The organism is Flavobacterium sp. NLM (assembly GCF_002210235.1).
In the GTDB taxonomy this organism is placed as follows: Bacteria; Bacteroidota; Bacteroidia; order Flavobacteriales; family Flavobacteriaceae; genus Flavobacterium; species Flavobacterium panici.
Map to the genome: position 1 here is coordinate 275,497 of NZ_LIAC01000005.1, position 13,600 is coordinate 289,096.

Annotated in this window: 11 protein-coding genes; 6 read left to right on the plus strand and 5 right to left on the minus strand. The window is 31.5% G+C overall.

Features of this window, described 5'->3' with window-relative positions:
* Positions 1-127: 127 nt before the first annotated feature.
* Together APR43_RS08275 and APR43_RS08280 are read right to left on the minus strand one after the other, a co-directional pair.
* A complete protein-coding gene (locus APR43_RS08275; RefSeq protein WP_053470026.1) occupies positions 128-2,281 on the minus strand; it encodes a DUF3857 domain-containing protein in 2,154 nt (717 codons plus the stop codon).
* Between the two features lie 6 nt (positions 2,282-2,287).
* Positions 2,288-4,210, minus strand: a complete 1,923-nt coding sequence (locus tag APR43_RS08280) for a transglutaminase-like domain-containing protein (RefSeq protein WP_053470025.1) — start codon at positions 4,208-4,210, stop codon at positions 2,288-2,290.
* Positions 4,211-4,460: 250 nt separating this feature from the next.
* On the opposite strand from APR43_RS08280, the gene rpe reads away from it, so the two are divergent.
* Complete coding sequence (rpe, locus tag APR43_RS08285) at positions 4,461-5,123, plus strand: ribulose-phosphate 3-epimerase (RefSeq protein ID WP_053470024.1); 663 nt, start codon at positions 4,461-4,463, stop codon at positions 5,121-5,123.
* Here the strand turns inward: rpe and APR43_RS08290 are convergent.
* Together APR43_RS08290 and APR43_RS08295 are read right to left on the minus strand one after the other, a co-directional pair.
* Positions 5,100-5,885 carry a DNA/RNA non-specific endonuclease gene (locus tag APR43_RS08290; protein ID WP_053470023.1) on the minus strand — a complete coding sequence of 262 codons (786 nt, stop codon included), beginning with the start codon at positions 5,883-5,885 and terminating at the stop codon, positions 5,100-5,102. The genes rpe and APR43_RS08290 overlap by 24 nt on opposite strands.
* 87 nt (positions 5,886-5,972) lie before the next feature.
* A complete protein-coding gene (locus tag APR43_RS08295; RefSeq protein WP_053470022.1) occupies positions 5,973-8,156 on the minus strand; it encodes a carboxy terminal-processing peptidase in 2,184 nt (727 codons plus the stop codon).
* Between the two features lie 212 nt (positions 8,157-8,368).
* Here APR43_RS08295 and surE point away from each other — a divergent pair, with 212 nt between their 5' ends.
* Genes surE through APR43_RS08320 form a run of 5 tightly spaced genes read left to right on the plus strand, consistent with a single transcriptional unit; the run spans position 8,369 to position 13,143 of the window.
* Positions 8,369-9,148, plus strand: coding sequence for a 5'/3'-nucleotidase SurE (gene surE, locus APR43_RS08300; protein WP_053470021.1), 780 nt, complete (start codon positions 8,369-8,371; stop codon positions 9,146-9,148).
* The gene (locus APR43_RS08305) at positions 9,141-9,413 is read left to right on the plus strand and encodes a hypothetical protein (protein ID WP_053470020.1); all 273 of its coding nucleotides are present in this window, start codon (positions 9,141-9,143) and stop codon (positions 9,411-9,413) included. Before surE ends, APR43_RS08305 begins: the two co-directional genes overlap by 8 nt.
* A 35-nt stretch (positions 9,414-9,448) precedes the next feature.
* Entirely contained in the window at positions 9,449-10,564 is a 1,116-nt protein-coding gene (gene lpxB / locus APR43_RS08310; protein WP_053470019.1) for a lipid-A-disaccharide synthase, read from the plus strand.
* Positions 10,565-10,575: 11 nt separating this feature from the next.
* The gene (locus APR43_RS08315) at positions 10,576-11,061 is read left to right on the plus strand and encodes a C40 family peptidase (RefSeq protein ID WP_053470018.1); all 486 of its coding nucleotides are present in this window, start codon (positions 10,576-10,578) and stop codon (positions 11,059-11,061) included.
* A 45-nt stretch (positions 11,062-11,106) separates the two neighbouring features.
* Positions 11,107-13,143 carry a ComEC/Rec2 family competence protein gene (locus tag APR43_RS08320; RefSeq protein WP_053470017.1) on the plus strand — a complete coding sequence of 679 codons (2,037 nt, stop codon included), beginning with the start codon at positions 11,107-11,109 and terminating at the stop codon, positions 13,141-13,143.
* A 6-nt stretch (positions 13,144-13,149) separates the two neighbouring features.
* Here the strand turns inward: APR43_RS08320 and APR43_RS08325 are convergent, their stop codons facing one another.
* Positions 13,150-13,599: a hypothetical protein gene (locus APR43_RS08325; RefSeq protein WP_053470016.1), complete on the minus strand. Its 450-nt coding sequence runs from the start codon at positions 13,597-13,599 to the stop codon at positions 13,150-13,152.
* Position 13,600 lies beyond the last annotated feature (1 nt).

A 13,600-nucleotide genomic window follows, 5' to 3' on the forward strand; every position in this document is an offset into this window, starting at 1 on the left:
ATTTGGAATTTTAAAGCAAACAACAGTTTGATTGACTGTTCGTTTTTTGATTGATGATTGAAACTCCGGCTGATTACCGGAGTTTTTTATTTATAACATCAAATATTTTAAGATTTAGAAGTTAATCTTATTGTTTTTTAAGCAAAACTTTTTCTTGGGTAAATTGGTAAGCTGCTTCTAAAAAGTCTACTATTTTGTTCCAATTTGCATTAGGCTCGTAGTAATTATTATATTTCTTCACTGTTTTAATTACTAGCTTATTATCTTTTAAAACAGCTGTACTGCTAAATTCTCCCGTTGAATTTTGAACATTTTTATTTAATTTTTCAATTCCTGAAATTTTATATCCTGCCGGAATTTCAAATACAATTTCATTTTCAAAAGCTCTTGGAAATGGCATATATACATTGTTCTTTCTATCAGCTTCTTTTTTATCAATTTCAAGTTGATTGGTCAGCATTTTTCCAATTTCAACAATATAATTTTCGCCTGCTTTTTTGATGAAATTATTCTTTATAACAAATTCTTCCTCATATGAAACTGGAGAATTATCGCCATATCTTCCGGTATTTGTAATTTTAATTGTTGGATTTTCAATTTCAAAATCAAACTCTCCCGAAAGAGATTTTTTCTCGTCTTCTTTTTGTATATCTTTTAGTTTGTTTTTCAAAGCATCAAACTCTTTATTATATTGTTCGCGTTTGCTTTTACTTCCTACTTTATCTATAACTCTTTCTGTTCCGTATTTTTGATAATCTTCTTCTACGTAATCATAAAACTTCAATTTGTCTTTTTGTTCATCGCTTTTAAAATGTCCGTAAAACTCTGAAGCTCTTTTAACATTCAAACTAGACAAATCAGCATCCATAGAAACATTCGTAACGACTTTTGTAACATTATATTTAACGGTAGTCGATGGCAAATCTACTTCCTTTACATTGGCAATAGTCCTGTTGCTGACAAAATCCATTATGTAACCTTTGGTATTTTCTAAATTGTAATCAATCGTTCCTGGTGTGGTAAATGGGTTACAATATTCAAGATATAATGGAGTTGGCGTATTGATTCGTAATAATGGAGTCAGGTTTTTTTGAATCAGTAATTCATCCAGAGAACCATTATTTCTGGCTGTTGCCAATACAATATTGTAATCAATTTTAAACTCTTTCATGTAAGCCATAAAATAGGATATAAAAGACCATTCGTTTGAAAAGAAATCAGGATTCTTGTACATCGCATACGAATTAAAAATATCTGCCTCTTTAATTACTGCCGATTCAATAAATTGTGTGTAATACTGATGTCTGGCAAATAAGTAAACTGCTTTTATTTTTTCTTCTTCACTTTCAAAAGTTTTTCCTTTCAAAAACTTTAGTGTTTCTCCTAAATCAAAAACAGCATGAAATTTCTTTTCATAATAATCGAAAATATCATCTTTATCGACTGTTTTTCTAAAAGATTCATTCTTTTTAGGTAAAAATATCTGGGAATTATACGGAACAGCATCACTTGATTTTTTTGCAAAAAACACCTGAAATTTATAACAAGGCAGCTCAACTAACGGATAAAACCATCTAGGAAACTCTTCTTTTTCAACATTTTGAGCCGTTAATTCGTATGCTTTAGTATGTTTTTTCCCAGACTCAACTTCTTTTAATTCAGGTGCACCATGGTAAGTATTAAAATTAACATAGAAATCTTCTTCAACTAAAAATTTCATTTTCCTGCTCATAATAGGATATACATCTCCTAATGTATTTTCAACAGGCTCAAAATTCTGAGTCAGGCTGGCAAATGGCTCATAAGAGTAGTAATAATAATCTATAATATCTCCTATTTCAAGACCATTTATAGCTATTTTTTTCTGGTCGTCAACCTTCTTTGCGTCTTTATCTACATCAACCTCAATTTCTTTTCCGTCTGGTTTAACAATTTTAACTCCTAAAAATGTTGTTCCTTGTTTATAGCTATATCCCCTTGAAGAATAAAACTTATTTTTAAATGAGAATTCCGAAAATTCTTTAACCGAATTCTCATCCTGAAGCTTTAGTCTTTGTCTGTAAGCACTTGTAAACACTACTTTTACTCCAGAATTATGATAGTCATAATGTTCATATTTATAAATAATAACTGCCGATTCATTTTTCCATTTGTCCGGAGTTTTAGTTACCGTTTTAAAAGTATCTGATTTTCCCCAGAAGAAATCTTTTACTTCGGTTTTATCCTGCGAATAAGAAGAGAAACAAATTGTAATAAAGAAAATGAGTAATGTTTTATTCATACTGTTTTATGATTTTGTAAAAATTATTTGTTGGTTATAAATTGTTTTAAGGTTTTTATTGAAGTCATTCCATTTTGCCATATCGGTTTTTTTAACCACGGCATTTTTAAACACAAATTGCTTTTTGTAAACAATCTCTTTACCAACTTGTTTAAACGAAATCAGAACACTGAAATCTTCTTCATTTACATTTAGGCTTTCAGGTAATTTACTCAGTTTATATCCATCAGGAATCGCCAAAACTACATTCGACTCGTAATTTGTTTTATAATTTAGTTCGTAATTTGTTTTTCTGTCTTTAAACTCAAAATTTTTATATTCATCCATGTAGGCTAAGTCTATAAAAATATCATTATCAAACTTTGAAACCTTATTTTGAACGTCTAAATCATAATTCAGAGAAAGTTTTAAATCTCTGTTTTTTAAATCTGAGGTTTTAATATTTTTAGCTGTAATATTTTTATCATTTCCAGAAAGGTATTTCTCCAAAGTTTCACCTTTTTTATTATTTTCAAAAGAATTAAAAATATTTAAAAACTCCGTTTTACTTTCTCCTGAATAAGTTTTAGAACAGCTTCCGCTCAATTTATCATTGTCAACAACTAACTTGGCGTTATAAATTTCTTTGTTTAATTCACTGCCCGAAGCAGGAACTTTTTTAATGATGAATTTATCTCCGTCTTCAATCATTACTTCCTTATTTTGAATTCTTTCCGCATCTTCGCCAAAAGAATTATACTTCTCTGTACCGTCAATAAAATAGGTTTTGCCTTTATAAAACAGCGTACATATCATGTGATTATCAACCGCCAGAGAAGGCGTCGTATAATCATACAAAATATGTTTGGTTCCTATCCAGGTAAGTCTGGCATCAAATCCTGCAAGCTTAAGCATTTGTTTACTAAGATTTGCCATTCCTTTACAATCCCCATATCTTTTTTCAAAAACGTTTTGCGCTTCATCTGGTTTAAAACCCGCAATTCCGTCTTCAAATGCTATATATCTAATATTATCCTGAACCCAGTAATAAATATTCTTGATTTTTTCTTCATCCGTTTTTGCCGTAGCTGTCAACTCTTTAACTTTAGCGGCAAGCAGACTCGTATCGTCCTTCATAGAATCTACCAATGATTTATACCATTTATACAAATCTGCAGTCGAATTAAAAAGCATAGTCTCTTTATCTCTATGTTTAAATGATTTTGCTATAACCAGAACATGCGGATAAATGTAACTTCTTCCCGGTGCTTTTTTCTCTTTATAAAAAGCATCAACATTTTCCATTACATAAGTATAAATTGTAGTACCATTTCTATCGTCACGTGTTTTAGTTTTAGAAATAGTATTTCCATCAAAATTAAATTCCTTCAATTCTAAATTTAACCAGTCTGGAACCGTAACTGTAATCTCTTTTTTGATAACCGGAAACTCATCATTAAAATACAAAGAAGTAAAATACTTAATATCATTGTACTTTTTTTCAAGCTCATAGATATAGCTATATCCCTGAACCGGAAAATCTACGTCCATATACTTTACACGAGCATCATTGTAGAACAAATCGTTGTCTTTGTAAAACTGATCTTTTATTGTAAAACTGGTATTTTTTTGATTTCTGTATTTCAGAATAAAACTTTCAATCGACGATTCACTGTCATAAAACTCATATTTATTAATATCAGCTCTATGATTAATGTTCATTAAAACTTCTCTCACAGAATTTTTAACCACAACTTTAGCATCGCTTTTGTTAAGTTCAAACGTAATGTTTTCTTTGCTTTCTAAAACGGCGACATCATCTTTAGAATATTTTTCTCGAAGTGATTTTGCTAATTGAACATCTTCTGCTGTAGGGTCTAATGCCTTTTGACTAAAGAGCATATTGGCAGACAAAAAAAAGGTAATAATTGAAAGTAGAGTTATTTTCATCAAGTAGGATTATTTGCCGCAATTTACAAAAAAACCCATACGAATTATTTATTTCCTTTTTTAGATTTACTATATTTCTTTCTTATTATTTTAATTAAAATAATGACAAAATCTTAATCTATTAAAAATAAATTTAGCAAAACATAAACATCTTAAACCTATAAGAATTTTACATAAATCCTTGACCCGGATAGCTGTCGGGATTACGGTTAAAAAATTTTATCTTTGTAAAAAAACACACTACTACAAAATGAAAAATACTCTTATTGCTCCTTCTGTTCTTGCTGCCGATTTTGCGAACCTGCAGCGTGATATCGAAATGATTAACATCAGTCAGGCCGATTGGTTTCATATTGATATTATGGATGGAGTTTTTGTTCCGAATATTTCTTTTGGAATGCCTGTTTTAGAAGCTATTTCTAAACATGCAAAAAAATATATTGATGTACATTTAATGATTATTGATCCGGATCGTTATATTAAAACTTTTGCTGATTTAGGCGCTAACGGTTTAACGGTACATTATGAAGCTTGTACACATTTACACAGAACATTACAAGCTATTAAAGCCGAAGGAATGAAAGCGGGAGTTGCCATCAATCCGCATACTAATATTGACTTGTTAGAAGATGTTATTAATGATATTGATTTAGTTTGTGTAATGAGTGTGAATCCAGGTTTTGGCGGACAGTCGTTTATTGAAAATACTTATGATAAAGTAAAAAAACTAAAAGCTTTAATTACACACAAAAACGCATCAACGCTTATCGAAATTGACGGCGGTGTAACCAACAAAAATGCCAAACAATTAGTAGAAGCCGGAGCCGATGTTTTAGTTGCCGGAAGTTTTGTTTTTAAAGCCGAAAACCCAACCGAAACAATTGCAGATTTAAAAGTCCTTACTGCTTTTTAAGTTTTTTAAATTCGGGAAGAAATCAATTCCAGTCATTTTTTCCAGAGTTTCGATAGGAACTACGAAATCATAAATTGGTTTATCGCTGTCTTCATTTGGAACCAAAAAAGCGATTGCTTTATGTTCCTTTCCTGATTTAGCTAAAACAATTTTATAAAAATATTTAGGAACAGAAACTTTCTCTGTTCCTATTTTTTTATCTGAATCTTTCAGGATTCCGCCAGTAACTACATAAATGTCATTGTATTTTCCTGCCCAATAACGTGTTTTCTGTTCAATTCTATTCCAGATTCCGCTGTTAAAATCATGTCTTTGCGGCGAAATATTCGAAGTATAAAAAGTGTCATTATAAGCATCTTCGCTAAATTCCATATCGCCGGCTGGGCAAAGATGTCCTTTATCATAACCCGATTTTTTATAATTTCTCCAGTCTGCAGAACCCGTTGTTACTTTTGGATCTTCAATAAAATACGGACGTTTGTAATTTCCGTTTTTTAGATATTCTTTCTTTAATTCATACGCCACCCATTCGGCCTGTTCAAACTTTTCATTATAAGAAAGTGTATAATATTTATGTTGTACAATTTGATTTGTAGTTGAAGTTGGCTGATAAGCAATCGAATATAAAGAACCCGTATTAGTTTGGTCAGAAACAAATGAATTTTCTGTTTTTGCTATTTCTGTTTCAACAACAGTTTCATTTTCCTTTTTACAGGAAAGCAATGCTAAACCAATCAACCCGCAGACTAAAATACTTTTCATAAATATTATTTTTCTTATAAACTAAAAAACGCTTCATAAATTACTTTAAGAAGCGTTTTTTAATAACAATTTAAACATTTAAAATCTTTAAGATTTTACCAATTTATCTTTTTTCATTTTAGGAGAAACGCCCGCTTTTACTAAAGATTTAGATTGTAAATCATCTAAAACATTTAATGCTTCTTCAACATAAACATCTTTAGATAATGCCTGGTGCCAAGCTTCTCTTTTTTCTTTTAATGTAGCATCGTTGTTCATTTCAACCTCTTCATAAGGCAATGATTTAAACACTAAACTGTTTTTATAATCAGAAATTGGTTTGTATTTTTTTCCTTCATTTTCAACTTGTTCCTGAGTTTGTTTAAAACTATTAATGTTCAGGCTGTATATATTTTCTTTATTCTTAACATCGATCCATTTTGCATTATCTTCAATTAATTTAAATTGAGGATTTTGTAAAATTCTGTTTCTACTTTTCTCGATTGCTTTTGTAAAGTTTTCGTTAGAAGTCCAAGTGCTGTAATCTGCCGGGTCAATTTTATCCCATGGCATTGCATTGTCAATATCACGTTCTCCCATTTTTAAGTAAGCATAACGATCTGGCATAACCACGTCACTATGAACACCTTCTAACTGAGTTGAACCTCCGTTAATTCTGTAGAATTTTTGACCTGTAATTTTCAAAGCTCCTAAATCTCCATAATTTGCATTACGAACAAATTGATTCAAATCCAATACATTTTGTACTGTTCCTTTACCGTAAGTTTGTTTACTTCCGATGATAACACCACGTTTGTAATCCTGAATTGCAGCTGCTAAAATTTCAGAAGCTGAAGCAGAGAAACTGTTCACCATAATTACTAATGGTCCGTCCCACTCTATTTTTTTATCTTTATCGTATAAAACTTCTTTCTTTTTACCAGCAGATTTTACCTGAACAATTGGTCCTTCTTCAATAAATAAACCTGCGATATCAACAACTGTAGAAAGAGATCCTCCACCGTCATCACGAACGTCAAGAACGATTCCGTTTATGTTTTCTTTTTTCAGTCTTTCTACCTCAAGAGCAATATCTTTTCCGGCATCACGACCGTCTTTGTTTTCAAAATCGATATAAAATTTCGGCAGATAAATAACGCCGTATTTCAATCCGTTTTTCTCAACAATACTTGATTTTGCGTAAGTTTCTTCAATTTCAACAACATCTCTGATAATTGAAATTACTTTAATACTTCCGTCAACTTTTTTAACGGTAAGTTTAACTTCAGTTCCTTTATGACCTTTGATTTTTTTCACAACATCATCAAGACGCATTCCAACCACATCAACAGGTTCTTCGTTTCCTTGAGCTACTTTCAGGATTAAATCTCCCGCTTCAAGTTGTTTTCCTTTCCAAGCTGGTCCGCCAGAAATTAATTCGTCGATTTGAGTAAAATCATTTTTCTTCGTTAATCTTGCACCAATTCCTTCTAATTTTCCGCTGATATTTACATCAAAACGATCTTTTTCTTCTGGGGCAAAATAACTTGTATGAGGGTCAAAACGAGCCATGATTGAATTCAAATACACTGAAAACCAGTAATCTTTATTCAAATCTTTAATTACGCTAAAATTATCATCTAAAGATTTTAATGAACTTTCGCGTGTATCTTTTTCTAAAGCATCAAAAGATTTTTCCTGATAAGAAGGATCTTTTTTCTTTTTCTCTTCTTCAATTTTTTGCTTTGTTACAAGAGATGAAAGTGTAGATAATTTAATTTGTTTTCTCCATCTTTCATTGATTTCCGTTAAGTTTTTTGCATACGGAAGTTTCTCATAATCTGCATTAAAAGTCTCATCTGTTGTGTAGTTAAATGGCTGTGCTAAAATCGTTTTGTAACGTTTTTTGCTTTCTTCCATTCTCTTCATCAGCCTTGTATAAGTCAAGTTGAAAAATGTCAAATCTTTATTCAAAAACTGATCGTCCAGCATTAACTCATATTGTTTAAATTCATCAATATCAGACTGCAGGAAAAATCGCTTCGAAGGGTCTAATGCCTCGATGTAATCTTTAAAAATACCTTTTGAAAATTCGTCATTTATTTCAGCCGGACTGTAGTGTCCTTTTTCAATAACAAAAGCCAGTAATTCTAATAATGTCTTGTCTTTATTTGGGTCCGGATCATCATTCTTGTCAGCATTTATTTTAAAAGCAAACAGGGTTAAAGACAAGCATAATACGGCTATAAGTATTTTATAATTTCTTTTCATAAACTTAATAATAGCATTCATCAAATTTTTTAATCTAAGTTACGGTAAAAACTATGCCAACATGCCAAGATCAGTATAATTTTTTGTTAAAGATATAAAAATGTTTGATGCTTAAAAGTCTTCTGGAATTTAGTTTACAATTTTTATTTATTTGTTAGTATTCTACCAAAATCTGTTACTACATTTGCCTTAACAAGCTTTTATTTTGATAAATCAAAAATGGAAAATGAAGTATGAAAGACGAAAAACCTTTAATATTAGTTACGAATGACGACGGAATTCTGGCTCCCGGAATAAGAGCTTTAATAAGCGTTATGGAAACTATTGGCGATGTAATTGTAGTCGCTCCAGACAAGCCTCAGAGCGCAATGGGACACGCAATTACGATAAATAATACTTTATTTCTGGATAAAATTTCTAAAGATGGAGATTCGATTACAGAATACAGCTGTTCCGGAACGCCTGTAGACTGTGTAAAACTTGCTGTTAATGAAATTTTAAAACGAAAACCGGACTTGTGTGTTTCGGGAATTAATCACGGATCAAATTCTTCTATAAATGTGATTTATTCGGGAACCATGAGCGCTGCTGTCGAAGCCGGAATTGAGGGGATTCAGGCAATTGGTTTTTCTCTTTTGGATTTTGACTGGAATGCCGATTTTGAACCTGCTAAAGCATTCGTGAAAAAAATAGCGTTGGAGACCTTAAAAAATAAACTTCCTCCCGGCGTGGTTTTAAATGTAAACTTTCCGAAATTGAGCGAAAAAGAAATTAAAGGAATAAAAATCTGCCGTCAGGCGAAAGCGTATTACGCCCAGAAATTCGACAAAAGACAAACGCCTTACGGTAAAGATTATTACTGGTTAACAGGCAAATTTACGAATGAAGACAATGGCGAAGATACAGATGAATGGGCGCTTGAAAACGGATATATTTCGGTAGTTCCTGTTCAGTTTGACTTAACCGCACATCATACAATGCAGCAACTTAATACTTGGAAATTAAATGGATAAAAAAGAACTTGTAATCGGATTTATTGTTGGAATTTTTACTTCACTTCTTGGAAGTTATTTGTTTATCAAATTTTTTACAAAGTTTGATCTTCCAGCCGGAATTAAAACTATTAGAGAAATGGGATATTTAGGAAAAGTAATTACAATTGGGGCTGTTTTAGATCTTCCTGTTTTTTTAATTCTCTTAAAAAGAAACAAAGAAATGATGGCTCGCGGCGTGATTTTAGCCGTGATTGTTTTAGCAATTTCGACCATAATTATTTAAATCCTATCTTTGTGCTGCAATAAAAATTCGTTGATATGAAATATTACATAATAGCTGGCGAAGCTTCTGGAGATTTACACGGTTCAAATTTAATGAAAGCATTATATGAGGAAGATCCTCAGGCTGACATTAGATTTTGGGGCGGTGATTTAATGCAAAAAGCCGGCGGAACATTGGTAAAACATTATCGCGAATTGGCTTTTATGGGGTTTGTTGAAGTAATTTTTAACTTAAAAACTATTTTAAACAACATCAAATTCTGCAAAAAAGATATCTCTGAATTCAAACCCGATGTTTTAATTTTTATTGATTATCCGGGCTTTAATATGCGTATTGCAAAATGGGCTAAAGAACTGAATTACAAAACACATTATTATATTTCTCCTCAAATTTGGGCCTGGAAAGAAAACAGAATTAACGCCATAAAACAAGACGTTGACAGAATGTTTGTGATTTTGCCTTTTGAAAAAAGTTTTTACGAAGACAAACATCATTTTCCTGTAGATTTTGTTGGGCATCCTTTAATTGATGCGATTCAAAATCAGCCTGCTTTTAATGAAACTGCTTTTAGAGAAGAATATAAATTGGGAGAAAAACCAATTATTGCTGTTTTACCGGGAAGCCGTAAACAGGAAATTACCAAAATGCTGAGTGTTATGCTGAGTGTTGTAGATGATTTTCAGGATTATGAATTTGTTATTGCCGGCGCACCAAGTCAGGATTATGAGTTTTACCAGCAGTTTATTAAAAACAAAAACATCGCCTTTGTTTCGAATAAAACCTATGATTTATTGCGTTCTTCAACTGCGGCATTGGTTACCTCTGGAACTGCAACTTTAGAAACGGCTCTTTTTAAAGTTCCCGAAGTGGTTTGTTATAAAGGAAGTGCAATTTCATACCAAATTGCAAAACGAATTATTACTTTAAAATATATTTCGCTTGTCAATTTAATTATGGATCAGGAAGTTGTAACGGAACTGATTCAAAGTGAATGCAACACAAAAAGAATCAAGGAAGAACTGAACAAATTACTTGAACCTTCTCACCGCGAAAAACTGCTAAAAAACTATGATATTTTAGAGCAAAAACTAGGCGGAGTTGGCGCAAGCAAAAAAACAGCTAAACTTATTGTTGCAGATTTAAAATCTTAAACATTTTTGTTTTGAAAAAAATACTCGTTTTCCTTCTTTTATCAATCGTATTGGTTTCTTGTAAATCGACTTCGACTGCCGTGAGCAAAAACGAACCGAAAAAAGAAAACAGATCTATTGTAAAAAATTTAATTGAAACTGCGACAGATAATATTGGCGTTAAATACAAAGCGGGCGGAACTACAAAAAGTGGTTTTGATTGTTCAGGTTTGGTTTACACCACTTTCGAATCTGAAAATATAAAATTGCCGAGAAGTTCTTTTGAACAGGCAAAAGTCGGAAAAGTAATTCCATTAAACGATGCCAAAAAAGGCGATTTGATTTTCTTTAAAACGAATAAAAGTAAGCAGATCAATCATGTTGGTCTTATTACAGAAGTAAATTCAGATGAAATTAAATTTATACATTCTTCTACTTCAAAAGGCGTAATCATTTCTTCTACAAAAGAAGCGTATTATAAAAATTCATTCGAACAAGTAAACCGGGTAATCGAATAAATAAAATATATCTATTTTCTTACAAATTTTTAATACTTTTAAGCCATGAAAGTATTAGATTTTCCTTTAGCTAAAATTACAATTAGCTTTCTTTTTGGCATTTTAGTTTCTTATTATCGCCTGCCTTCCATTCAAGTTTCATTTATTTCTCTTGGAATTTGTTCTGCTTTATTTTGTATTAGTTTTTTTCTTTCGAAGAAAAACAAAAAGACAAATTTATTTTTCGGAATCAGTAGTGCTCTTATTTCGTTCTGCACAGGAATCTGCGTTTTGCTTATCCATACTGATACTTTTGATAAATCGAATTACACACATTCTAAAACAGCTTTTGAAGAACCTCAATTTATAACTTTTACATTACGTGAAAAACTCAAAAGCAACGATTACAATGATCGCTACATTGGGCTTATAAATACGATTGAAAATAAAACTTATTCAGGGAAAATTATTGTCAATATTCAAAAAGACAGCACTCAAAATTCCTTAATAATTGGAAATACAATCAAAGTCAAAACTACTTTACAAAAAACAGCTTCGAGTAAAAATCCGAATCAATTTGATTATGCCAAATACTTAGCCGACAAACAGATTTATGCACAGGTTTATTGCAAAAAATCAGAAATCAAAATTAGCCAAACCATCAAAAAAGATATTTGGTATTACTCCGGCCGACTCCACGCTACTATTTTAAAAAATCTGGAAAGCGCTCATTTTAGTAAAGATGAAATGAATGTGGCCCTAGCTCTTATTTTGGGACAGCAGCAGGAAATTTCAGCCGATATTATAAAAGATTATCAATATTCGGGAGCAACGCATGTTCTTTCAGTTTCAGGGCTGCATGTAGGCTTTATAATGCTTTTTATCATGTTTATTTTAAAACCAGTTCCCAATACCCGAAAAGGTTCGGCAATTAAATTGGTTTCGATTTTAATTTCGCTTGCGGGTTTTGCTGTTATATCTGGATTATCTCCTTCCGTTTTGCGTTCGGTTGTCATGTTTTCTTTTGTAGCCATTGGAAATCATCTTCGCAGAAGTGGAAACATTTATCATACGTTATTAGTTTCCATTTTATTGATCTTACTTTTTGAGCCTTATTTCTTATTTGATGTTGGTTTTCAATTAAGTTATTTAGCGTTGTATTTTATAGTTTGGCTTCAGCCGATATTAAAGAAAATCTGGTCGCCAAAAAACAAAATCGCAATTTATATCTGGGATTCCTTAACGGTTTCATTTGCTGCACAAATTGGAACTTTACCTTTATGCCTTTATTATTTTCATCAATTTCCGGGATTGTTTTTTGTTACCAATATTATAATTCTTCCTGTTTTATCTTTCATCATGATAGCCGGAATTATTGTGATGCTTTTTGCAATGTTCAAAAGTCCGCCCGAAATTTTGGTTTACATTTTTGAAAAAAGCATTTTCATTTTAAACCAAATGATCCATTATGTCGCATCTTTTGAATCTTTTGTTATTCAGGATATCAGTTTTAATTTTTATTATTTGGTTACGCTTTATTTAGTAATAATCAGTGCAATAATCTGTTCAAAGAAACCCACTTATAATAAACTTGTCATTGTATTCACATCTATAATTTTATTGCAGGTTTCTTTTATTTATACCAAACAAGAAACCGCAGATCAAAAAGAGTTAATTGTTTATAACATCAAGAAAAATACCTTAATCTCAAAAAGATTCGGCAATAATATTACGCTTTTTACAAGTGATACGACAAGAGACAAAAGCTCAAAAAACAATGCTTTCAATTCTTATTTAGTGGGCAATTTTAGTGTTTTAAATAAATCACAGCGAATCGGGAATGTCTTGTTTTTTAATGGGAAGAAAATCTCCATAATTGACAGCACCGGAATTTATGAAAATAAAAACAAACCTGATATTGTGATTTTGACACAGTCTCCTAAAATAAATATTGATAGAGTTTTAACCGAATTACATCCTAAAATTATTATTGCAGATGGAACGAATGCGTATGCAATTCAAAAAATATGGAAATTGAGCTGCGAGAAAAAAAATATCCCTTTTCATGCCACGGCCGAAAAGGGATTTTATAGATTAAATTAATCCTTTTTATTCTGGGTTTAAAATCAAATTGGAATCAGAAATAAAAGCTTTTACTCCATTTGAATTATACGGAAGTCTCCCTAATAAATTAAAAGCAGTTTTGCCATTTCTAATGGAACCGGTTGTATAACAAACCTCCGGAAGATTGGCAACGCCAAATGCATTTTTTAATTTAATGTTCTGCTCTTTGATTTCACTCGACACTGCGGCATCAGACAAATCGAGTTTTAATAAAATAACGTTTCTGCGGGACCATTTTTCAAATTCTAGTGTTTTAAAAACTTCATTTTGTAAATTTTCCGGGGCATTAGCAGCGGTAAAAAAAATCAATAGTGGTTTTCTTTCTTCATTACTTAAGGTAATGGCATCAACCACACTCGTTTTCCATTCTAAATTTTGCGATTCGGCAAAACATGTTACTAAAAAGAATAGCAGGATAAGTAGTTTTCGGGTCATA